Annotated in this window: 15 protein-coding genes; 12 read left to right on the plus strand and 3 right to left on the minus strand. The window is 69.6% G+C overall.

From position 1 onward, the window contains the following. The first annotated feature begins 38 nt into the window (after positions 1 to 38). The 7 genes from era (at position 39) to HV826_RS29375 (ending at position 6,689) form a co-directional block, all read left to right on the plus strand. Entirely contained in the window at positions 39 to 983 is a 945-nt protein-coding gene (era, locus tag HV826_RS29345) for a GTPase Era (protein WP_176420350.1), read from the plus strand. A gap of 1 nt (position 984) precedes the next feature. Continuing rightward, on the plus strand, positions 985 to 2,364 hold the full coding sequence (der, locus tag HV826_RS29350; protein ID WP_176420352.1) for a ribosome biogenesis GTPase Der: 1,380 nt from the start codon (positions 985 to 987) through the stop codon (positions 2,362 to 2,364). 71 nt (positions 2,365 to 2,435) lie between these two features. Next, a complete protein-coding gene (locus HV826_RS29355; protein WP_176420354.1) occupies positions 2,436 to 3,239 on the plus strand; it encodes a tetratricopeptide repeat protein in 804 nt (267 codons plus the stop codon). A gap of 11 nt (positions 3,240 to 3,250) precedes the next feature. Then, the gene (locus tag HV826_RS29360) at positions 3,251 to 4,414 is read left to right on the plus strand and encodes a PQQ-binding-like beta-propeller repeat protein (RefSeq protein ID WP_176420356.1); all 1,164 of its coding nucleotides are present in this window, start codon (positions 3,251 to 3,253) and stop codon (positions 4,412 to 4,414) included. Then, the gene (locus HV826_RS29365; protein WP_368671016.1) at positions 4,411 to 4,839 is read left to right on the plus strand and encodes a (deoxy)nucleoside triphosphate pyrophosphohydrolase; all 429 of its coding nucleotides are present in this window, start codon (positions 4,411 to 4,413) and stop codon (positions 4,837 to 4,839) included. Before HV826_RS29360 ends, HV826_RS29365 begins: the two co-directional genes overlap by 4 nt. Next, positions 4,839 to 5,720 (plus strand): ribonuclease H-like domain-containing protein, encoded by an 882-nt coding sequence (locus HV826_RS29370; protein ID WP_176420358.1) that lies wholly within the window; start codon positions 4,839 to 4,841, stop codon positions 5,718 to 5,720. The genes HV826_RS29365 and HV826_RS29370 overlap by 1 nt, the downstream gene beginning before the upstream one ends. A 156-nt stretch (positions 5,721 to 5,876) precedes the next feature. Further along, on the plus strand, positions 5,877 to 6,689 hold the full coding sequence (locus HV826_RS29375) for a DUF3014 domain-containing protein (RefSeq protein ID WP_176420360.1): 813 nt from the start codon (positions 5,877 to 5,879) through the stop codon (positions 6,687 to 6,689). A 28-nt stretch (positions 6,690 to 6,717) separates the two neighbouring features. Here HV826_RS29375 and HV826_RS29380 read toward each other — a convergent pair whose 3' ends face one another. Next, entirely contained in the window at positions 6,718 to 7,323 is a 606-nt protein-coding gene (locus HV826_RS29380; protein ID WP_176420362.1) for a hypothetical protein, read from the minus strand. Positions 7,324 to 7,607: 284 nt separating this feature from the next. Here HV826_RS29380 and HV826_RS29385 point away from each other — a divergent pair, with 284 nt between their 5' ends. Then, on the plus strand, positions 7,608 to 10,028 hold the full coding sequence (locus tag HV826_RS29385; protein WP_176420364.1) for an ABC transporter permease: 2,421 nt from the start codon (positions 7,608 to 7,610) through the stop codon (positions 10,026 to 10,028). 236 nt (positions 10,029 to 10,264) lie between these two features. Next, positions 10,265 to 12,358: a S46 family peptidase gene (locus HV826_RS29390; RefSeq protein ID WP_176420366.1), complete on the plus strand. Its 2,094-nt coding sequence runs from the start codon at positions 10,265 to 10,267 to the stop codon at positions 12,356 to 12,358. Between the two features lie 91 nt (positions 12,359 to 12,449). Here the strand turns inward: HV826_RS29390 and guaA are convergent, their stop codons facing one another. After that, complete coding sequence (gene guaA / locus HV826_RS29395; protein ID WP_176420368.1) at positions 12,450 to 14,003, minus strand: glutamine-hydrolyzing GMP synthase; 1,554 nt, start codon at positions 14,001 to 14,003, stop codon at positions 12,450 to 12,452. 86 nt (positions 14,004 to 14,089) lie between these two features. On the opposite strand from guaA, the gene HV826_RS29400 reads away from it, so the two are divergent. Then, entirely contained in the window at positions 14,090 to 14,734 is a 645-nt protein-coding gene (locus HV826_RS29400) for a hypothetical protein (RefSeq protein ID WP_176420370.1), read from the plus strand. 123 nt (positions 14,735 to 14,857) lie between these two features. Here HV826_RS29400 and guaB read toward each other — a convergent pair whose 3' ends face one another. Then, positions 14,858 to 16,315 carry an IMP dehydrogenase gene (gene guaB / locus HV826_RS29405; protein WP_176420372.1) on the minus strand — a complete coding sequence of 486 codons (1,458 nt, stop codon included), beginning with the start codon at positions 16,313 to 16,315 and terminating at the stop codon, positions 14,858 to 14,860. A 173-nt stretch (positions 16,316 to 16,488) separates the two neighbouring features. Here guaB and HV826_RS29410 point away from each other — a divergent pair, with 173 nt between their 5' ends. Both HV826_RS29410 and HV826_RS29415 read left to right on the plus strand, forming a co-directional pair. After that, positions 16,489 to 18,789, plus strand: coding sequence for a TIGR02266 family protein (locus tag HV826_RS29410; protein ID WP_176420373.1), 2,301 nt, complete (start codon positions 16,489 to 16,491; stop codon positions 18,787 to 18,789). 142 nt (positions 18,790 to 18,931) lie between these two features. After that, positions 18,932 to 22,553, plus strand: a 3,622-nt coding sequence (locus tag HV826_RS29415) for a condensation domain-containing protein (RefSeq protein ID WP_176420374.1), incomplete at its 3' end; no start/stop codon positions are given.

A 22,553-nucleotide genomic window follows, 5' to 3' on the forward strand; every position in this document is an offset into this window, starting at 1 on the left:
CTCCGCGGTGCGCGGCGTCCCAGATCACCTCCGAAGCAATGGCCCCCCCCAAGACACACCGCAGCGGCTTCGCCGCCCTCATCGGGCGCCCCAACGTGGGCAAGAGCACGCTGCTCAATGCACTGACCGGCGAAAAAATCGCCATTGTCTCCCCCAAGCCGCAGACGACGCGCAACCGCATCCTCGGCGTCGTCACCCGTCCGGAAGGGCAGGTGGCGTTCATCGACACGCCGGGCATCCACCAGGCCAAGGGCGAGCTGAACCGCTACATGGTCGAGGTGGCCCTCCAGGCGGCGGAGGAGGTGGAACTGGTCCTCTTCCTCATCGAGCCGCCGGCCAGTGAGAAGCCCGAGGTGAGCCCAGGCAACCGCGCCATCCTCGAGCGGCTGCAGAAGATCGGCAAGCCGACCTTCCTGGTCATCAACAAGATCGACAGCGTCGCCAAGGGGCAGCTGCTGCCCCTCATCGACCTGTACCGCCAGGAGTTCCCCTTCGCGGAGGTGGTCCCCATCTCCGCCCGGGAGAAGGACGGGGTGGAGCGGCTGTTCCACACCGTCCTGGAGCACCTGCCGGAAGGCGAGAATGTCTTCGACGAGGACATGCTCACCGACCAGCAGGAGCGCGTGCTGGCGGCCGAGTACATCCGCGAGCAGGTGCTGCGGCACTGCCGCCAGGAGATTCCGTACTCCACGGCCGTGGTGGTGGACATCTTCGACGAATCCGAGCGCGAGCCCCGGCCGGGCACGCCGCCGAACCAACTGGGCGGGCTCATCCGCATCGCCGCGTCCATCTTCGTGGAGCGCGACAGCCAGAAGGCCATCATCATCGGCAAACAGGGGCAGATGCTGAAGACCATTGGCACCGACGCGCGCAAGTCCGTGCAGCGGTTGCTGGGCGCGCACGTGTATCTGGACCTGCGCGTCCGCGTGGAACCGCGTTGGAGCGAGCGCCCCGAAGGCCTCAAGAAGCTGGGATACGACTGAAATGAAGCCCCTGGTCGCAATCGTCGGACGCCCCAACGTGGGCAAGAGCACGCTGTTCAACCGGCTGGTGGGCCGGCGCGTCGCGCTGGTGCAGGACGAGCCCGGCGTGACGCGGGACCGCCACTACGCGGACGCGGAGTGGGAAGGCCGCAAGTTCACCTTCATCGACACCGGCGGCTTCGTGCCCGGTGACGAGGATCAGCTCCTCCAGCAGGTGCGGGAGCAGGCGCAGCTGGCCGTGGACGAGTGCGACGTCATCGTCTTCGTCACCGACGGCCGGGCGGGCCTCACGCCCGCGGACGAGGCCGTGGCCAACTACCTGCGCAAGAGCGGCAAGCCGGTGGTGCTGGCCGCCAACAAGCTGGACAACACGTCCGGGCAGATGCAGGCGCTGGCCGGTGAGTTCTACCGCCTGGGCCTGGGCGACGTGCAGGCGCTGTCCGCCGAGCACAGCCTGGGCATGCAGGAGCTGTTCGACTCCGTCGTGGCCAGGCTGCCGCCCAAGGAAGAGGGCGAGGACGCGGAGGCGCCGCCAGACGACGGCATCATCCGCATGGCCATCATCGGCCGGCCCAACGTGGGCAAGAGCACCCTGGTCAACGCCATCCTGAAGGAGAAGCGGGTGGTGGCCAGCGAGGTGGCGGGCACGACGCGGGACCCGGTGGACTCCGAGCTCACGTACAAGGGCCGCAAGCTGCTGCTCACCGACACGGCGGGCATCCGGCGCAAGAAGTCCATTGCCCAGCGCGTGGAGCAGTTCTCCGTGGTGGCCGCGCTCAAGGTGATGGAGCGCAGCGACGTGGCGGTGCTGTTGATGGACGCCATGGAGCCGGCGGTGGACCAGGACGCCAAGCTGGCGGGCCTGGCCGAGGAGCGGGGCCGCGCCCTGGTCATCGTGGTGAACAAGTGGGACCTGGTGGGCGCCGACCAGCGCCGCCAGGAGACCTTCCGCGAGTCCCTCAAGCACTCGCTCAAGTTCGTGGGCTACGCGCCCATCCTCTTCACCTCCGCGCTGACGGGCTCCAAGGTGGAGAAGGTCGTGGACGTGGCGACGGAGCTCGCCGACCAGTTCCGCTTCCGGGCGCCCACCCCGCAGCTCAACCGGCTGCTGGAGCACATGGTGGACAACCACCCGGCGCCCATCGTCCGGGGCAAGCCGCTGCGCATGTACTACATCGCCCAGGTGGCCGCGGCGCCGCCGACCTTCACCATCACCGTGAACCATCCGGACGGCGTTCCGGACATGTACAGGCGGTACATCACCAACCAGCTGCGCAAGACGTTCGACCTGCGCGTGCCCATCCGGCTCATCTTCAAGGGCCGGCCCGGGCAGGCCAAGCGCGAGGCCCGCAAGCGGCCGCAGCGCCAGGGGAAGCGCTGAGGCGTCAGTGCGTTGACACTCGCGGCGCGCGCTCCATACAGTGCGCCGCTCTTTAAAAGAGGTTTCCAGACGTGGCCGGAACCACCAAGACCGAGAAGATTCGCCAGAAAGAGCTCAGCCAGCCGGACACCTTCCAGAAGGCGGGCACCGAGGCGAGCGACTGGCTTGCGCAGCGCCAGAAGATCATCGGGCTCGCCGCGGGCGTGCTCATCCTGGGCGGCGTGGGCGTCGCCATCGCCAGCGAGGTGTCCAAGCGCGGCGAGGAGAAGGCCGCCCAGGCGCTGGGACAGGCGCTGACCGTGCTCGACCGGCCCGTGGAGGGCGTGGAGCCCGCGCAGCCCGGTGAGACCGAGCCCCCCTTCAAGACGGTGAAGGAGCGCGACGAGGCCGTGGTGAAGGCGCTGGGCGAGTTCCGCGCGGCGCACGGCGGCACCCCGTCCGCGGCGACGGCCGCCCTGGCCGAGGGCAAGGCGCAGTTCCGGCTGGGCAACTACGCCGCGGCGCAGGCGGCCTTCGGCGAGTACCTCAAGGGCGCGCCCCAGAACGATCCGCTCCGCGCGGAGGCCCTCGAGGGCCAGGGCTACGCGCTCGAGGCGGACGGCAAGTACGAGGACGCCATCAAGGCCTTCGAGCAGATGGGCGCCGCGGGGGGCCCGTTCCTGCTGGGCATGGGCGACTACCACAAGGCCCGGATGCTCATCCTCCTGGGCAAGAAGGAAGAGGCGGCCCAGGTGCTGTCGAAGCTGACCACGGCGCAGCCGAACACGGCGGCTGCGCGTCAGGCCGGTGAGCGCCTGGCGGTGCTGGCCTCCGAAGGTGTGAAGGTTCCCGCCCCGGAGGCTCCGGCGGCTGCACCCGCTCCGGACGCAGGTTAGAAACACACGCCATGACGATGCGGCTCGTGAGCTGGAAGCGTTGGTTGGGTGGCGCCGTGGCGGCAGGGCTTCTGGGCGGCTGCAGCGGCGCGCGGTACTACGGCAATCCGGAGCTGCCCCGGCCGCCGTCGAACACGCCGTTGGAGTACTTCTCCGTCAACTGGTGGACGCCGCTCGCGCCCGCGCAGACGCTGGAGTACGGGCCGCGTGAGACGGCGACGCCGGCCTATGACGCCGTCAGCCGGACGGCCGTCGCGCTCACGCGGGACGGGTTCGCCCGCGGCGTGGGTCCCGACGGCCAGGTGAAGTGGACGTACAAGACGGGCAGCCGCTTCAGCGCCGGGCCCCGGGTGGTGGACGGCGTGGCCTACATTCCGGGCGGTGACGGCGTGCTGTACGCGCTGGACGTCGCCTCGGGCGAGGAGAAGTGGAAGTACGTCGCGGGCGAGGCCCTGGCCACGGTGCCCGTGGTCGTGAACGGCCTGGTGCTCGTGGCCTCGGAGAGCGATACGCTCTTCGCGGTGAAGCTCGCGGATGGGCAGTGGGCCTGGCAGTACCGCCGGGATCCACCCACCGGCTTCACCGTCCGCGGCGCTTCGCGGCCCCTGGTGCGCGAAGGCGTGGCCTACATCGGCTTCTCCGACGGCTTCGTGGTGGCGCTCAGCGTCGACGACGGCGGCGTCACCTGGGAGCGCTCGCTGTCCGGTCCGGGCTCCGAGTTCCTGGACGTGGACAGCAGCCCGGTGATGGACGCCAACGGGCAGCTCTACGTCACGTCGTACAAGAGCGGCATCTTCGCGCTCGAGTCGGAGTCGGGCGACCTGGTGTGGAACACCTCCGTGGCCGGCATGACATCGCTGCTGGTGAGTGGCCAGGTGCTCTTCGCCTCGGGCGACGGCCGGGTGGATGCCTACCTTGCGGAGACGGGACGGCTCCTCTGGTCGCACCCCCTGGGGGACCGAGCGGCCTTCGCTCCGGTGTTCGCCCAGGGAATGCTGCTCGTGCCCACGTCCCGTTCGCTGCTGTTCCTGGAGCCGAAGACGGGGCGCTCGCGCGTGTCGTGGAACCCCGGGAGCGGCGTCACCGCGCCGCCTTTCGTCGCGGGCAGGCAGCTGTTCGTGTTGTCGAACAACGGCTACCTGTACTCCCTGGACATGAACGGGATTGACGGGTGACGGCGCCGGCTCGCAGGACGGTCCGCGTGGTCGCGGCGCTGATTCCGCGGCCGGAGGATGGACGTCAGTTCCTGGTGCAGCAGCGGCTCCCCGGTGGAAGCCGCGCCTTGCTGTGGGAGTTCCCCGGCGGCAAGGTGGAGGCCGGGGAGACGGACGAGGCCGCGCTGGCCCGTGAGTGCCGCGAGGAGCTGGACGTGGAGCTCGCCGTGGGCCGGCGGCTCTGGGAAGGCCAGCACACCTACCCGGACCTGACGGTGGAGCTGGTGCTGTACCTGTCCTGGATTGTCTCGGGTGAGCCCCGGCCCCTGGGCGCCCATGCGCTGGCGTTCCACACGCCAGCGCAGATGCAGTCACTGCCGTTCTGCGAGGCGGACATCCCGCTCCTGGACGACCTGGTGGCGGGAAGGTTGGGCGCGCTCGATTGATGCTGCAGCGGACGTTCCAGCACATCCCCAGCGTCGGCCCCTGGCGTGAGAAGGACCTGTGGTCCCGCGGCATCCGCACCTGGGAGGACTTTCCGGAAGCGGGCCAGGGGGTGGCGATCAACCGGAAGTCCGACGACGTGGCGCGGGCGCGCATCGCCGAGGCGAAGGACGCGCTGGCCCGCCGGGACTTGCGCAAGCTGGCGGAGCTGCTCCCCAGCCGGGAGCACTGGCGGCTGTACCCGGAGTTCCAGGACGACGCCGTCTATTTCGATATCGAGACGGACGGCAGAGAGGCCCAGGCGCCGACGGTGGTGAGCCTGTTCGATTCGAAGGGCCTTCACGTCTTCATCCAGGGCCGGAACATGGACGCGCTGCCGGAGGCCATGGCGGCGCGCCGGCTGTGGGTGACCTTCAACGGCTCGTGCTTCGACGTGCCCGTCCTGCGTAACTACTTCGGCCCGGGGCACTTTCCGGTGCCGGACGCGCACATCGACTTGCGGTTCGTGACGCGGCGGCTGGGCATGGGCGGCGGGCTGAAGGAAATCGAAGGGAAGATTGGCGCCGAGCGTCCGCCCCACATGAAGGGCGTGAATGGCTACGACGCGGTGCTGCTGTGGCGCGCGTACCAGCGCAGAGGTGACGTGGAGGCCCTCCGGTTCCTCGTCGAGTACAACCTCTACGATGCCTTCCAGCTCCGGACGCTGATGGACGTGGCGTACAACCGCGGCGCAGACGAGCTGAACCAGGATGTTCCCCGGCTGCCAGTCTTCGAGCGTGGCGACGTGCTTTACGACGTGAGCCGCATCATCTTGGAGCTGGGGCCGACCGAGCGGGATCTGCAGACGCTTGCTCGCGTCCGAGCCATGGAGCAGGACGGCTGAGCGGGCAGGGTGACTGTGCCCGGTTCGCCGTCCTGGAAGCAGCCGTGCATGCGTGAGTACCGGACGGTGAACATCTGCGCGCGCGAAGTGGCGCGGTCCGGTGGAATGACCTGGGGGGGCGTTTGTAGGTTGAAGGGTCCACCTACGGAGGAATGAATGAACGACCCGACGAATCCGACGCCGGCCGAGGTTCCCGAATCCGCACCGCGCTCCAAGGGCAAGACGCTGGCCGTCGTCCTGGGGCTGGCGGGCCTGGCGTTGGTGGCGTCGTATTTTGGTCTGCGGCGTCAGGAGTCGCGTCCGGCGGAGGTGCCCGTGGTTCCGACGGAGCCCGCTGGCGAGACAGCCGCGGCACCCCCGACGATGCCAGAAACGTCGCTGCCGGAGCGGGACGCCGAGGTCCGCAGCCTGGCGAGCCAGCTCTCGCCTGAACCCGAGCTCGCGCGGTGGATGAACGAGAAGGACCTGGTCCGGCGCTTCACGGCCGCGGTGAACAACATCGCGGACGGTTCGAGCCCGCGCACGGTGCTCGGGTTCCTGGCGCCCACGGGGGCTTTCCAGGTGACCCAGGTGGACGGCACCACGGTCATCGACCCGGCCAGCTACGCGCGCTACGACACCGTGGCTCGCGTGATGGGCTCCATCGACACGCAGGCCGCGGCCAGCGTGTACCGCGAGCTGAAGCCGGCGATTGACCAGGCCCACGCGGAGATTGCGCCGCCGGGACAGACGTTCAGCAGCTCCCTGAGCGCGGCCATCCAACATCTGCTCAAGGTGCCCGCGCAGGAAGGCCCGGTGGAAGTCGTGCCGGAGGGCGCGCTCTATGCCTATGCGGCGCCGGAGCTCGAGGACCTGAGCACCGCGCAGAAGCATCTGCTGCGCATGGGGCCCCAGAACATGAAGCTCATCCAGGCCAAGCTGCGGGAGCTGAAGAACTCACTCGGCCTGCCGCCGGTCGCGGATCGCTGAGTCAAAGTCTGTCCCGGACCGCCCAGGCTCAGCGGCGTTTCTTCTTGCCGGCGGGCTTGGGCGGCGGGGCTGGCTTTTCCTTTTCGCCAGCGATTTGAAGGGCCTGGCGGAACTCGTCGACGTCACGGCCCAGGCCGTCGGTGAACGCGGTGCCAGTCTGCGCCTCCACGACCAGGGTGTACTTGAAGCCGGACTTGAGCGGCTGCGGCAGCTGGATTCGGTAGACGAGGCCGGCCTCGGATTCCTCGACGTCGTCATCAGACACCATGGCCCGGTCGGCTTCGTCGAACAGGCGCACGCGGTAGTTCTTGAGCGGGCGGGTCGTCCGGAGCTCCAGGAGCGTCGTGGGCTCGATGACGGAGACGTCATCGGGGGCCGCGGCGATTTCCTTGAGGCCCGCGATAGCGACTCCAGCGTCGTCGGCGACGCCCGCGTCATTGGCGGCTGCCGCGACCGGCGCGTCAGGCAAGGCCTGGTAGCTGAGCGAGAAGCGGGTCGGCGGTGGCGGCGCGGGGGCCTGAGGCGCCTCGGCGACGCCGGAGTCCGGAACGGCGGCCGGCTTGTCGGGACAACCCGAGAGGACGAGAGCGCCACAGCAGGTGGCGGCGACGAGTCCGAATCGAAGAAGACGCATGTGCTGACCACCGTATGCGCCGGAGTGAAGGCCGGAAAGCACCGAGTGCCGGCCAGCCAGCCGGGCCGTGGGTTGGTGGCAATGGGGCCGCGGATAACCGTCCACGACGAGGCCTCTCCCTCTATGAAAGAAGGTCCGATAACATGCGTTATGTAAACTAAGTGGGCGCGGAACCTGGGGTCGATTCAGGCCGTTCCCCGCCCTGGTTTCTGGGCCGTCCGGGCCGGTTTCGGGTCCGTCGATTGCAGTCGCTTCCGGCAAGCTCTCCGCCCCTGACGCCCGCCATGACCTTCATCGATTCGCTCGCCGCGGATGTTCGCTTCGCGCTCCGCACGTTCCGCCGTTCCCCCGGCTTCGTCGCGGCCGCCGTGCTGTGCCTGGCGCTGGGCATTGGCGCCAACGCCGTCATCTTCAGCGTGGTCCACGGGGTCCTCCTCCGGCCGCTGCCGTACGCGGAGCCCGAGCGGCTGGTCAGCCTCGTCGAGGTGCGCCCCCAGGGCTATGGCGGCCCGGTGTCCTGGCCGACGTTCTGGGCCTGGCGCCAACACAGCCCGGCCTTCGCCCACATGGCGGCGTTCACGGGCGGCGGCGTCACGCTCCAGGACTCGGAGGCGCCTGAGCGCCTCCAGGCCCTTCGCGGAACGGCAGATTTCTTCACGGTTCATGGCGTGCCGCCCTTGCTGGGCCGGACTTTCGCCTCCGACGAGGACCTGCCCGGCCAGGCCCCGGTCGCGGTCCTCGGCGAGCGTCTCTGGCGAGCCCGTTTCGGCGCTGACCCGGCTGTCCTCGGCCGTTCCGTGAGCCTGGACGGCCTGGCCCACACCGTCATCGGCGTGATGCCGGCCTCTTTCGATGCGTCCACGGACGTCTGGCTGCCCCTGGTGGCGCCGCCGGACGCCGCCGCCCGGACCCGGTCCACGGTGCTGACCCTCCGGGCCCGGCTGGCGCCAGGTGTTTCGCTGGCCTCCGCCGAGGCTCAGTTGAAGCAAGTCGCCGCGGACTCCGCGTCGGCCCAGGCGGAATCCCACCGGGATCGGAGCGCCCGCGTCATCCCGCTCGACGAAAGCCAGACACAGTCCTGGCGTGCGCCGCTCCAGGTCCTGTTCGGTGCCGTCGCGCTGGTGCTCCTCATCGCGTGTACGAACGTCGCGAATCTGCTGCTGGCCCGTGCGGGCACCCGGCGGCGCGAGCTGGCCGTTCGTCTGGCGCTGGGGGCCGGCCGGGCCCGGGTCGTCCAGCAGCTCCTGGTCGAAAGCCTCCTGTTGGCGCTGCTGGGCGGCGCGCTGGCCGCATTGCTGGCGCGCTGGGGACTGGACGCGCTGCTGGCCCTGGCTCCGGAGCGCCTGCCCCGGCGTCAAGACATCGCGCTGGACGGCACGGCCTTCCTGTTCCTCTTCGGAATCACCAGCGTCAGCGGCCTGGCCTTCGGGCTGCTTCCGGCCCTCCAGGTCTCCCGGCTGGACATCCGTGGCGGGCTCGCCGCCGCGGGTGATGGCGGCACGGTGCCGGGCTTCGGCCGTCGCCTGGGGGCCTCGCTGGTGGTCGTGGAGATCGCCCTATCGCTGGTGCTGCTCGTCGGCGCGGGCCTGCTCGGACGCGGCTTCCTGCACCTGCTGGGGACTTCCTCCGGACTGGTCCCCGGCCAGGTGCTCACGCTGCATCTGTCCATCCCAGACGACCGGTTCTTCAATGAGGGCGGCCTGGACGCGGAGCTGCCGGGACGGCTCTTGGAGCCCGTGCTGGAGGCGGTTCGCGCGCTCCCGGGCGTCACCGCGGCGGGCATGACGTCCGTGCTCCCCATCCAACGGGCCTGGAACAACGCCCGGTATCAGGTCGAAGGCGCCACTCTGCCAGCGCCCGGCGACGAACCCCGCGCCGAGCGCCGTGCGTCCAGTCCGGGCTACTTCGCCGCCATGGGCATCCCTCTGCGCCAGGGGCGCGATTTCACGTCCCTGGACGCCGCGCCAGACCAGCCCGGCGTGGTCATCGTCAACGAAGCCCTGGTCGGTCGGCACTTTCCGGCGGGAGGCGCCCTGGGCCAGCGGCTCCTCATCGGGGCGACGTCGTACACCATCGTCGGCGTCGTGGGTGATGTCCGCCAGGCGGGGCTGGAGCGCGAACCCCTCGCCGAGTTCCACGTCCCCCATGGCAGGCCCTGGGGCGATGACGGGCTCGTCCTGGTGACGCGCACCTCGGTGCCGCCGGAGACGTTGCTGCCAGCCATCCGGGAGGCCATCCGCCGCGTGGATGGCACCGTGCCCGTCTATCGGGCGCTCACCTTGGACCAGGTCATCTCGCAGTCCCTGGCGATGCGCAGGCTCGTCCTGGGGCTGCTCGGCGGCTTTGCATTCCTCGCCGTCCTGCTCGCCGCCTACGGCCTCTATGGGGTCGTCTCGCTCCGGGTCTCCCAGCGCACGCGGGAGCTGGGCGTCCGGATGGCGCTCGGCGCCCGGCCCGCGGACGTGCTCCGGCTCGTCCTGGGCCAGGGCGCGGGGATGACCGCGGTGGGCCTGGGGGTGGGACTTGGGGCGGCGCTGGCCCTGTCCCAGGTGCTCGCGAGCCAGCTTCACGGCGTCAGCGCGCGAGACCCCTGGACCTTCGGGACCGTGGCGGCGCTGCTCGCGGCCGTGGCGTTGCTCGCCTGCTGGGTTCCGGCCCGGCGGGCGACGCGGATGGACCCGCTTCAAGCGCTCCGGAAGGAATGACAGCCGGCCGAGCGCGTCCCAGGCGTGGGATGCGCGAATCCCAGCCATGGAACGTGTCTGGATGACATGTCGCGTTAATGGGGTTTCTCCTCGGAGTCCAACCCCAGGGGGCGGGAATCAGAAGCCTGCTCGTATGTTGGGTTCCACGGGAAATCTTCCCCGCTTTTTACTGGCTTGACCCAGCCAGGAGCTTCCCGCAGAACCGCGACACCCATGGCCCTGGAAAGGACCGTTTCATGAAGCGCTTGTTCGTGATTGCCACCCTCCTCGGCGCGGCTCCCGCGATGGCCGACGAGGGCATGTGGACCTACAACAACTTTCCCTCCGCGAAGGTGAAGGAGAAGTACGGCTTCGAGCCTTCCCAGCAGTGGCTGGACAACGTGCGCCTGTCCTCGGCGCGCCTGGCGGGCGGATGTTCGGCCAGCTTCGTGTCCGGCAACGGCCTGGTGATGACGAATCACCACTGCGCGCGCGGCTGTATCAGCCAGCTCTCCACGGCGAAGAAGGACTACATCGCCAACGGCTTCTACGCGAAGACGCAGCGCGAGGAGACCCAGTGCCCGGCGATGGAGATCAACCAGCTGGTCAAGATCACCGACGTCACGGAGACGCTGAACAAGGCCACCCAGGGGCTGACGGGCAAGCAGTACGCCGACACCCTGAAGGCGAAGATGTCCGAGCTGGAGCAGGCCTGCTCCGCGGGCAACGCCAAGGCGCGCTGTGACGTCGTCACCCTGTACCAGGGCGGCCAGTACAACCTCTACGAGTACAAGCGCTTCCAGGACGTCCGCCTGGTGATGGCGCCCGAGCACGCCATCGCGTTCTTCGGCGGCGACCCGGACAACTTCGAGTTCCCCCGCTACGACCTCGACGTGACGTTCCTGCGCGTCTACGAGGACGGCAAGCCGGCGACGACGAACAACTTCTTCAAGTGGTCCGACAAGGGCGCGAAGGAAGGCGAGCTGACCTTCATCTCCGGCCACCCGGGCCGCACCTCGCGTGGCCTCACCGTCGCGGAGCTGGAGTTCCACCGCGACGTGCAGCTCCCCAAGACGCTGATGATGCTCTCGGAGATGCGCGGCATGCTGACGGAGTTCGGCCGCCGTGGCGCCGAGCAGCGCCGCATCTCCACCAACATGCTGTTCGGCGTGGAGAACGCGGTGAAGGCGATGAAGGGCCGTCACGAGGCCCTGCTGGACAAGACGTTCTTCGCGCAGAAGGTCGCCGCCGAGCAGGAGCTGCGCAAGAAGGTCAACGCCAACCCGGAGATGAAGAAGAAGTACGGCGCGGCCTGGGATGAGATCGCCAAGGCCCAGACGGAGCTGCGCAACATCCGCAAGGACCTGACGTTCATGGAGCACGGCGGCGGCCTGTCCTCCTCGCTGTTCCAGGTGGCCCGCACGCTGGTGCGCGGCGCCGAGGAGCTGCCGAAGGCGAACGGCGAGCGCCTGCGTGAGTTCAACCAGGCCAACGTCCCGGCGCTGGAGGCCCAGCTGTTCAGCCCGGCGCCCATCTACCCGGAGCTGGAGATTGCCCGCCTGACGTTCAGCCTCACCAAGATGCGCGAGGAGCTGGGCTCCGACCACCCCTTCGTGAAGAAGGTGCTGGGCAAGGAGTCCCCGGAGAAGCTGGCCGCCCGGCTGGTGAAGGGCACGAAGCTGCGCGACGTGAAGGCCCGCCAGGCGCTCCACAAGGGCGGCAAGGCGGCCATCGCGGCGTCCAAGGACCCGATGATCCAGCTGGCCGTCGCGCTGGACCCGGACATGCGGGCCGTGCGCAAGACGTTCGAGGAGAACGTCGAGTCCGTCCTCCGCAAGAACAGCGAGCTGGTGGCCAAGGCCAAGTTCGAGATCTACGGCACCAACCAGTACCCGGACGCGACGTTCAGCCTGCGCCTGTCCTACGGCGCGGTGAAGGGCTACTCGGAGAATGGCAAGCAGGTCAGCCCCATCACCCAGATGGCGGGCACCTTCGCGCACGCCACGGGTGAGGAGCCCTTCGCGCTGCCGAAGTCCTGGCTGAAGAACGAGAAGGCGCTGGACGGCACCACGCCGATGAACTTCGTCTCCACCAACGACATCATCGGTGGCAACTCCGGCTCGCCCGTCATCAACAAGGACGCGGAGATCGTCGGAATCGTGTTCGACGGCAACATCCAGTCCCTGGGCGGCGAGTACGGCTTCGACGAGAGCGTCAACCGCTCGGTCAGCGTCCACAGCCAGGCCATCATCGAGTCGCTGACGAAGATCTACGGCGCCACGCGGCTGCTCGAGGAGCTGCGTCCCGGCAGCACCAAGATCCCGCCCGTGAAGGCCAGCCCGGCGGGGTGATGCCTCCGGGCGAAGCAGGGGGCCCCGGCGCGGTCGGCCAGGGCCCCTGAAACACGAAGAGGCTGCCCGGCACCCGCACCGGGCAGCCGCCCTACTCCCACTCAATCGTCGCGGGAGGCTTGGACGAGATGTCGTAGGCGACGCGGTTGATGCCGCGCACCTCGTTGGTGATGCGCGTGGAGATGCGCTCCAGCACGGCGAACGGCAGCCGGGCCCAGTCCGCCGTCATGCCGTCCACGCTGGTGACGGCGCGCAGCACGCAGGTGGACTCGTAGGTGCGCTCGTCGCCCATGACGCCCACGCTCTGCACCGGCAGCAGCACCGCGAAGGCCTGCCACACTTCCTTGTAGAGGCCGGCGGCGCGGATCTCCTCCTGGACGATGGCGTCCGCGCGCCGCACCAGCTCCAGGCGCTGCTCGGTGACTTCCCCCAGCACGCGGATGGCCAGGCCGGGGCCGGGGAATGGCTGGCGGGACACCATCTCATCCGGCAGCCCCAGCTCGCGGCCCAGGGCGCGGACCTCGTCCTTGAAGAGCTCGCGCAGCGGCTCCACCAGCTTGAGCTTCATCGTCTCCGGCAGGCCGCCCACGTTGTGGTGGCTCTTGATGGTGACGGAGGGGCCCTTGTACGACACGGACTCGATGACGTCCGGGTACAGCGTGCCCTGGGCCAGGAACTCCGCGTCCTGCACGTCGCGCGAGGCCTCCTCGAACACGGCGATGAACTCGCGGCCGATGATCTTCCGCTTCTTCTCCGGGTCCGTCACCCCGGCCAGCTTGTCCAGGAAGCGCTGGCGGGCATCCACCGTCTTCAGCGGGACGTGGAAGCGGTCCACGAAGAGCGCCTCCACCTGGGCTCGCTCGTCCTGACGGAGCACCCCGTTGTCCACGAAGATGCACTGGAGCCGGGGGCCAATGGCCCGGTGCAGCAGCAGCGCGGCCACGGAGCTGTCCACGCCGCCGGACAGCGCGCAGATGACCCGGCCGTGCTCACCCACCTGGCGGCGGATGGTGCCCACGGCCTCGTCGATGAAGCCCTTCATCGTCCACGAGCCGCTGACCTTGCACTCGTTGAAGACGAAGGCGCGCAGCATGGCCTTGCCCTGCGGCGTGTGGACCACCTCCGGGTGGAACTGGAGCCCGAACCAGGGCTTCGTCGCGTGGGCGGTGGCGGCGAAGGGCGAATTGCCGCTGCGGCCAATGGCCTCGAAGCCCGGGGGCAGCTCCTGCACCCGGTCCCCATGGCTCATCCAGACCTGGACCTTGTCCCCGGGGGTGAACTCGGCGAAGGGGCCCCGGCGGGCCAGCACCTCCACCTCCGCGTTGCCGAACTCGCGGTGGGCGCTCCGGTCAATCTTGCCGCCCAGCAGCTTGGCGGTGAGCTGGAGGCCGTAGCAGATGCCCAGCACGGGGACGCCGGCTTCGAAGACGAAGGGGTCGCACCGGGGGGCATCCGGGGCCTCCACGGACGCCGGCCCGCCAGAGAGGATGATGCCGCGGGGAGCGTATTTTCGGATGTCCTCCGCCGGGAGGTCCGGGCGGTGGATTTCGCAGTAGACGCCCAGCTCGCGGACGCGCCGGGCGATGAGCTGGGTGTACTGGCTCCCGAAATCGAGGATCAGGATTTTTTCGGCGTGCAGGTCCACCTGGGGGTCTCCAAGAGGGGCGTCGTTGACGGCTGGGGGCCCTTATCGCTACAAACTTCCGGAATACAACGCCCAAGTACCTTCAATTGTTCGAGGCCTGGATGCTCCGCCGCCTGTCCGCCCCTACCGCTGCTGCGACCCTACTCCTGCTGTCCGCCTCCGGATGCGTGAAGGAGATCTCCTCGGATGAGCGGCTGGACCGCGAAACCCAGAATCTCTCCGCGAAGGAGACGCCGGGCGCCGCCGAGCTCGAGAAGATCTCCTGTGAGGACGCCACCGAGGCGCTCATCAAGGCGCGCAATGTGAACCGGCCGGAGACGGACCGGCTGGTGGACTACATCGAGCTGTACTCCTCCCTCCGCAAGCGGACCGCCACGTTCGAGGATGCGATGAACCGCAACCCGGACCTGAGCTACCGCGAGGGCACGCAGCACCTGGTCAACGCCAAGGACACCTGCATCCAGCAGACGGCCGACGTCCGGGTGGAGTTCGAGACCTACATGCGGGAGCTGGTGGGCGTGCCCACCGTCCAGGAGATCAAGGGCGGCAACACCGTCACCATCGCCCGGCTCGACTTCAACACCCTGCGTCAGGCCATTGAGACGCTGGAGCCGGACGACAAGGACACGCTGCTCAACCAGGTGAACGCCGCGGCGAAGCGCGTGGCCCCGTCCACCCCCGCCGATGAGCCCGCCCCCGCGTCAAGCGGTGGCCGCAAGCGCGGCCGGTAGGTCGCTGCTGGCCCTTGCTGGCTGGACACCCGGGCCCCGCCAGCAGGCGCGGGCCCTTTTTTCATGGCCCCGGGGCGCGGCGCGGGGAGGACGGGCCACCGCCCTCCCCTGGCGCCCTCCGGACTACTCGACGCGGTAGTTCGGCGCTTCCTCGGTGATGATGACGTCGTGCACGTGGCTCTCCTTGAGCCCGGCGGACGTGATGCGGACGAAGGTGGCCTGGGTGCGCAGCTCGTCGATGCTGCGGCAGCCCACGTAGCCCATGCCGCTGCGGATGCCGCCCAGCATCTGGTGGACGTTCATCGCCAGGGTGCCCTTGTACGGCACGCGGCCCTCGATGCCCTCGGGCACCAGCTTCACGGCCTCCACGTCCGCCTGGAAGTAGCGGTCCTTGGCGCCCTGCTTCATGGCGCCCAGGCTGCCCATGCCGCGGTAGCTCTTGTAGCTGCGGCCCTGGTACAGGATGACGTCGCCCGGAGACTCCTCGGTGCCGGCGAAGAGCGAGCCGATCATCACCGTGTTGGCGCCCGCCGCCAGCGCCTTGACGATGTCGCCCGAGTACTTGATGCCGCCGTCGGAGATGACGGGCACGTCGTGCTTCTGGGCCTCGCGGACGCAGTCATCCACGGCCGTCACCTGGGGCACGCCCACGCCGGCCACCACGCGGGTGGTGCAGATGGAGCCGGGGCCGATGCCCACCTTCACCGCGTCCACGCCGGCCTGGATGAGCGCGCGGGTGGCCTCGGCGGTGGCGACGTTGCCGGCGATGAGGTCGAAGCCCTGGAAGTTCTTCCGGGTGTCGCGCACGCCGTCCAGCACCGCGGTGGAGTGGCCGTGCGCGGTGTCCACGACGATGACGTCCACGCCGGCCTTGATGAGCGCCTCCACGCGGGCCTCGCGGTCCGCGGACACGCCCACGGCGGCGGCGCACAGCAGGCGCCCCTTGCCGTCCTTGGCCGCGTTGGGGTGCGTGCGGCGCTTCTCGATGTCCTTGATGGTGATGAGGCCCTTGAGCTCGAAGGCCTCGTTGACGACGAGCAGCTTCTCGATGCGGTGCGTGTGCAGCAGCTTCTGCGCATCTTCCTGCGTGATGCCCTCGCGGCCGGTGACGAGCTCGCGCGTCATCATCGCCTCCACCTTCTGGGTGAAGTTGGTCTCGAAGCGCACGTCGCGGCTGGTGACGATGCCCACCAGCCGCTGGCCCTTCACCACCGGGATGCCTGACACGCCGTGGAGGCGCATCAGCTCCAGCGCGCGGCCCAGCGGGGCCTCCGGTTCGATGGTGACGGGGTCCACCACCATGCCGCTTTCGAACTTCTTGACCTTGAGGACCTCGAGCGCCTGCTGCTCGGGCGTCATGTTCTTGTGGATGACGCCAATCCCGCCCTCCTGGGCCATGGCGATGGCGGTCCGGGACTCCGTGACGGTGTCCATGGCCGCCGACAGGAGGGGGATGTTGAGACGGAGGTTGCGGGTGAGCCGGGTCGTCAGATCGACGTCCTTGGGGACGACCGAGCTCTCGGCCGGGACCAGCAGGACGTCGTCGAAGGTGAGGGCGAGCCGGATATCAGGGTTGAGCATGAGCGGCGCTCCCGTGGGCAGGTGCCCGCGGGGCACCACAGCCCGCGGGTGCGGTTCCATACGAGGTACGCTGCCCCGGCGCAACGGAGAAGGGCGCTGATTTGACGCCCGTTCCCTCGGAGTTCGGGCGATAATCGCAACCCAGTATCCCCTCTCGTCTCAGGAACCGGGCATTGACGGATTCGAATCAGGGTGCGGTCGGGCTCGTCGTGAAGCTGCCCTTCGCGACGCTCGAGGAGTTCCTGGCGAAGTACGGCCCGAATGTGACCCGGGGTGGCATCTATCTGCGCGCACGCGCGGTGAAGCCCCCGGGGACGGCCGTCACCTTGGATCTCAAGCTGGCGGGCGGGGAGCGCATCATCCACGCGGCGGCCGTCGTTCACTACGTCACAGGTCAGGGCGGCCAGGGCGTGCTCGGCATGGGCCTGCGCTTCCTGAACGCGGATGCGCCCACCCGGCGGTTCCTCGATTCGCTGGTCGTCACCCTGCCCCACGCCCAGTCGGAGGTCCCCCCGGTTCCTCCCAACGTGGGGCCGGCGGACTACACGGTCCCACCCTCCACGGAGCATGCGCCGGTCGCCCTCTCCGCCGAGCCCGTCGCACCGGCGCCCGTCGCGGCTGCCGCGCCGCCACAGATGATGGCCAACGCGGCGTTGGGCCTCAGCTCGGAGGAGCCCAAGCGCGCGGGCGTCGTCATCGGCATTGACCTGGGGACGACGAACTCGTGCGCGGCCTTCGTCCGCAACGGCAAGCCGGGCGTGCTGCCCAGCCGGGAGGGCCACAACACGGTGCCCTCCATCATCGCCGTGAACACGCGCGGCAAGCTGGTGGTGGGCCACCCCGCGAAGGGGCAGATGCTCACCAACCCGCGCCAGACGGTGTACGGCGCCAAGCGGATGGTGGGCCGCCCCTTCGCGTCGCCCGTGGTGGAGCAGCTCAAGGACCGCTTCCACTATGAGATCGCCGCCAGTGAGAATGGCGACGCGGGCGTGAAGCTGGGCGAGCACGTCTACACGCTGCAGCAGATCTCCGCGCTCATCCTCCGGGAGGTCCGCGAGGTCGCGCAGAACCAGCTGGGCCACCCGGTGTCCCGCGCGGTCGTCACCGTCCCCGCCTACTACAACGACAACCAGCGCCAGGCGGTGCGCGAGGCCGGGAAGCTGGCGGGCCTGTACATCGAGCGCATCCTCAACGAGCCCACGTCGGCGGCGCTGGCCTATGGCTACGGGCGCGAGCTGAACCAGCGCGTGCTGGTGTACGACCTGGGCGGTGGCACCTTCGACGCGTCGGTGCTGGAGCTGAACGACAACGTCTACGAGGTCATCTCCACCGGCGGCGACACCTTCCTGGGCGGCATCGACTTCGACAACGCCATCGTCACGTACCTCCTGGACGAGTTCCAGAAGGCCACCGGCCGCGCCTTCCAAGGGGACCGGGTGGCCCTGCAGCGCATCAACGACGCGGCCGAGCGCGCCAAGTGCGCGCTGTCGGAGCGCTCGGAGGTGCGGGTGCACGTCGCGTTCGTGACGATGATCGACGACAAGCCGTGCGACCTGGACGTCATGCTCTCGCGGCAGAAGCTGGTGGAGCTGACGGAGGGGTTGGTCAATCGCACCCTCCAGGTCTGCGAGGACGTCCTGCGGGCGAAGAAGGTGGCGCCGCAGGACATCGACGAGGTCATCCTCGTGGGTGGGCAGAGCCGCTTCCCGCTGGTGCATGAGAAGATCACGAAGCTCTTCGGCAAGCCGCCCAGCAAGGGCGTGCACCCGGACGAGGCCGTGGCGCTGGGCGCGGCGCTGCTGGCGCACAGCCTGGGGCAGTTGGAAGGCGTGGTGCTCATCGACGTGCTGCCCATGGCCATTGGCGTGGGCCTGCCCGGTGGCCGCTTCAAGGCGGTGATGGAGCGCAACACGTCGCTGCCGTCCACCAAGAGCTACACCCTGGCCACGCACCGCGACGGTCAGACAGAGCTGGAGCTCACGGTGTTCCAGGGCGACTCCGACAAGGCCGCGGACAACGAGTACCTGGGCACGTTGAAGCTGGAGGGCCTGCCGAAGCTCCCGCGTGGCGCGGTGCAGGTGAGCGTCACCTTCGAGGTCAGCAACGAGTCGCTGTTGAAGGTCACCGCGCGTGAGGCCTCCTCGGGCCGCGAGGTGACGAGCACCTTCACCACGCGCGACACCCCGGAGGCCGTGAAGGCGCGGCTGGCGCAGCCCGAACCGGAGTCGCCGCCCGCGCCTGGCCCGGCAGCCGCGGCACGGAGCGTGGGGCACGCGGGGGCCACGGCCACGGGGCCGTCCGCTCCGGTGAAGGTGCCCATGTCCACGAGCGGCGCCTCGTCGGCCCCGCGCCTGGTCCCCGCCCGGCCACCTTCGTTGGCCCCGGTGTCCGCGATGCCTGCAGTCAGCGTGACTGCTGCCCCCAAGCAGAAGGGCTTCATGAGGTGGCTCAAGGGGTTGTTCGGAAGAGCCTGAAGACGCGCTCCGCGTACCTTGTTCGCACTCCGCGTCATGCGTGATTCCGGGAAATTTCCGGTGAGTCTAGCCAGCCCCTAGAGGGTCGGATTTGCCTGCTATGTAGCGCCTCGCTTCCTTCCGGACAGACGAGCGCGCTCCCATGCATGAGACACCGCGAACCCTCCTCGAAGTCCTGGTCCAACGCGCCTTTGGCGAGACGGCGCACCGGAAACAGTACGTTTTTCTCGGCGACGCAGAAGCGGAGGAAGCCTCGCTGAGCGCGAGGGAGCTGCACGCGCAGGCGGCGCGCATCGGCGCGTTGTTGCAGGCCCAGGGCGCGCAGGGCCAGCGCGTGTTGCTGCTGTATCCGCCGGGGTTGGACTACGTCGCGGGCTTCTTCGGCTGCCTCTATGCGGGCGCGGTGGCGGTGCCCGCCTATCCGCCGGACCCGGTGCGGCTGGAGCGCACCCTGCCCCGCCTTCGCGCCATCATCCAGGACGCCGAGGCCACGGTGGTGCTCACCACGTCCGGCATCCTCTCGCTCGCGGACTTCGTCTTCGAACAGGCGCCGGACTTCCGGGCGCTGAAGTGGCTGTCAACGGATGACCTGCCCGCGGGCGGTGAGTCGTCGTGGGTTGAGCCGCGGGTGAGCCCGGAGACGCTGGCGTTCCTCCAGTACACGTCCGGCTCCACGGGCACGCCCAAGGGGGTGATGCTCAGCCACGCGAACCTGCTTCACAACCTGGGGCTGATCGCCGGCGCCTTCCAGACGGGGCCGCGCAGCTCGGGTGTCATCTGGCTGCCGCCGTACCACGACATGGGCCTCATCGGCGGCATCCTCCAGCCGCTGTTCGCGGGCTTCCCCGTGACGCTCATGTCCCCCATGTCCTTCCTCCAGCGGCCCATGCGCTGGCTGGAGGCCGTATCCCGGTATGGCGGCACCGTCAGCGGTGGACCCAACTTCGCCTTCGAGCTGTGCGCGCGGCGGGCCACGCCCGAGGACATCCAGGCGCTGGACCTGCGGGCGTGGGACGTGGCCTTCTGCGGCGCGGAGCCCATTCGCGCCGCGACGCTGGATCGCTTCGCGGAGGTGTTCGCGCCCAGCGGGTTCCGCCGCGAGGCCTTCTACCCCTGCTACGGCCTGGCCGAAGGCACGCTCATCGTCACGGGTGAGGAGAAGGGCCGCGTCCCGCGGGTGCACGTCCTGCAAGACGCCGCGCTGGGCCGTGGGCAAGCGGTCCGCGCTGAGCCCGGCTCCGAAGGCTCGAGGACCCATATCGGCTGCGGTGCCACGCTGGCCGAGCAGCGGCTGCTCATCGTGGACCCGGAGTCGCGCATGCCACGGGCGCCGGGCCAGGTGGGCGAAATCTGGGTCTCCGGTGGAAGCGTCGCGCAGGGCTACTGGCGCAAGCCCGAGACCAGCGTGGACATCTTCCAGGCCGTCCCGGTGGGCGCGGAGGCCGGGCCGAAGTACCTGCGCACGGGCGACCTGGGGCTGCTGCTGGAGGACGGGCAGCTCATCGTCACCGGCCGGCGCAAGGACCTCATCATCCTGCGGGGCCGGAACCTGTATCCGCAGGACGTGGAGAGCATCGTGGAGCGGGCCCACCGAAAGGTGCGTCCGGGCTGCATCGCGGCGTTCGCCATCGAGACACCGGAGGGCGAGGCCCTGGCGGTGGTCGCGGAGGTGTCGCGAGATTTGGCGGAGGGCTCGGACCCGGCCGCGCTGGGCGCCGTGGCGGACACGCTGCGCAAGGCCATTGTCGCGGAGCTCCAGGTCCAGCCGCACACGCTGGCGCTGCTGCCGCCCGGCTCGGTGATGAAGACGTCGAGCGGGAAGATCCAGCGCTTCGCATGCCGTGCCGCCCTGGTGTCCGGCGAGCTGCCCATCGTGTGGCGCAGCGGGACGGGTGTCATCTCGGGGCCCGCGTCCCTCCCCGCTCCCGAGCCGGCTCCGGCCATCCAGCCCGCGCGCTCCCAGGAGGCACTGGAGACGGCGCTGCGTGAGGAGCTGGTGGCGGTGCTCGGCGCAGAGGCTGTTGGACAGGACGCCAGCACGCCGCTGACGTTGCTGGGCCTGGACTCGCTGGGGGCCGCCGACCTCCAGGGCCGCGTGGAGAAGCGGCTGGGCGTGCGCGTCTCCATCGCCGCGCTGTTGCAGGACCTGAGTCTGCGGTCGCTGGCGGAGTCCGTGTCCGCGGAGGGCACGGGCCGACGGCTGCCGCCGCTCCAGCGCCGTCCTGACGGCGCGGCGTCCACGCCCGCGTCGTTCACGCAGGAGCGGCTGTGGTACCTGCTCCAGTTGGATCCGTCCTGGACGTCGAACCAGATTCCGGTGGCGCTGACGCTGCGTGGGACGCTGGACGTGGCGACGCTGGAGCGGGCCCTTTCGGAGGTGCTGCGCCGGCATGAGGTGCTGCGCACCCGCTTCGCGTCCCGCGACGGCGCGCTGCTTCAGCGCGTGCAGGCGCCGGGCCCCAGCTCCCTGCCGTGCCTGGACTTCACGGGCGTGAGCGGTGACGCGCGGCAGGCGACGCTCGAAGCCCAGGCGGTGCTTGATGCGCAACGCCCCATGGACCTGGAGGCGGGCCCGCTGGTGCGGTGCTCATTGCTGCGCTTCGGGCCGGAGGACCACGTCCTGCTGACCGTCCTGCACCACCTGGTGGTGGACGGCACGTCCGTCGCGCTGTTCATGCGCGAGCTGGCGGCGCTCTATGGCGCGTTCGTGGAGGGGCGGCCGTCGCCGTTGGCGGAGCCGGAGTTCCAGTACGGCGACTTCGCCGCGTGGCAGCGCGCGTACTTCACGCCGGATGTGCTCACCACGGAGCTGTCGTGGTGGAAGGAGACCCTGGCCGGCGCGCCCCAGTTGCTGGCGCTGCCCACCGACCGGCCCCGGCCGCAGCGGTTGTCCGTCCACGGTGCCCGTCGCCTGCGGCTGCTGCCCGCGTCCCTCATGGCCAGGTTGCATACCCTGGGCCGGCGTCAGGGCACCACGCCGTTCATGGGCGTGATGTCCGCGCTGGCCACGGTGCTGCACCGCTGGAGCGGTCAGAGCGACTTCGTCGTGGGCACCGTCATCTCCGGTCGAGACGCGGCGGGCACTCGCGAGCTGATGGGCGACTGCACCAACTTCATCCCGCTGCGGGTCCGCCTGCCGGATGCCGCGACGTCCGCGGACATGCTCGCCGAGGTGAAGTCGCGGATGCTGGGCGCGCTCGCGCATGGGTACGTGCCGTTCGAGCAGATCCTCGCGGCCGTGCAACAGCCCGGGGCGGAGCGCCGCGAGCTGTACAACGTGGGCTTCATCCTCGACGACTACGAGCTGCCGCGCGCGCTGTCCGTCCGGGGGGGGCTGACGCTCGACGTGTCCCTGGTGGACAACCACACCGCCGAGCTGGACATGACCTTCGAGGCGACGCACCGCCCCGAGGGCCTGCTGATTGGCTGCAAGTACTCCGCGGACCTGTTCGACGCGGAGACGGCGGACCGGCTCCTGAGCCACCTGGAGCACGTGATTCGCGGAATGGTGGAGGCGCCGGATGCGCCGCTGACCACCCTGCCGTTGATGAGCGATGCCGAGCGGCAGCACGCGCTCCACGGCTGGAATCCCCGCGTCGAAGCGCCTCCGTCCGGCACGCTGACGGAGCTCATCGAAGCGCAGGTGGAGCGGACGCCGGACGCGGTGGCGGTGGCGTTCGAGACGGAGCGGCTGACGTACCGGGAGCTTGAGGCGAGGGCCAACCAGGTGGCGCACCACTTGAGGGCCATGGGGGTGGGGGCGG

Origin of the sequence: Myxococcus sp. AM010 (genome assembly GCF_013372585.1) — a bacterium.
In the GTDB taxonomy this organism is placed as follows: Bacteria; Myxococcota; Myxococcia; order Myxococcales; family Myxococcaceae; genus Myxococcus; species Myxococcus vastator.